This is a genomic window from Mesorhizobium sp. M7A.F.Ca.AU.002.02.1.1, assembly GCF_003998535.1.
GTDB classification, from domain to species: domain Bacteria; phylum Pseudomonadota; class Alphaproteobacteria; order Rhizobiales; family Rhizobiaceae; genus Mesorhizobium; species Mesorhizobium ciceri.
In genome coordinates, this window is sequence record NZ_RZPB01001361.1 from 1 (window position 1) to 777 (window position 777).

Annotated in this window: 1 protein-coding gene; it reads left to right on the forward strand. The window is 62.3% G+C overall.

Features of this window, described 5'->3' with window-relative positions; translation table 11 throughout:
• The coding region (locus EN879_RS37725; RefSeq protein ID WP_281034635.1) for a type VI secretion protein IcmF/TssM N-terminal domain-containing protein at window positions 1-777 on the forward strand (777 nt) is incomplete at both ends.

The window sequence follows — 777 nt, forward strand, 5'->3', positions numbered from 1 at the left end:
GTGCCAAGTTCGCCGAGGTGATGGCCGAACTGAAGCGCCGCAAGCTGGGCGGACGAAAGTTTCTGCGCGAAATGCCATGGTATGTGATCGTCGGGCCGCCGGCCACCGGCAAGACCACGGCCTTGCGGCAGTCCGGGCTGAATTTTCCGATCGACCTCACCGACGACCTGCAGGGGGTCGGCGGCACGCGCAACTGCGACTGGTTCTTTTCCGAACATGCGGTTCTGATCGACACCGCCGGCCGTTATGTCCAGCAGGAGAGCCAGCCCGATGTGGACGCGGTTGAATGGCTGGGCTTCCTCGACCTGTTGAAAAAGCACCGCGGACGCCGCGCGCTGAATGGCGTAATCGTCGCGCTTTCGATCGACGTGCTTTGGGAGGGCGATGAAGCCATCAAGGCGCACGGCCGCAAGATCCGCCGCCGGTTGGCCGAACTCAACGACCGGCTCGAAATCCGCCTTCCGGTCTATCTGATGCTGACCAAGGCCGATCTGATCAAGGGTTTCGAGGCTTTCTTCGGCGGCTTGTCCACGGCTTCGCGCGAGCAGGTATGGGGGACCACCTTCGCGCTGGAAGCGCGTGTCGATGCCAAGACCATTGAACGGGAAATTTCCGCGCTGGCGACGGAACTTGAGCGGAGGCTGGTGCCGCGGCTGGAAGATGAGGACAAACTCGCCGCCCGTGCCGAGATTTTCCGCTTTCCCGCCCAACTGGCAAGCCTGTCCGAACCGATACAGGTGCTGGTCGAGGCAATGTTCGGCGAAAGCCGGTATGAAG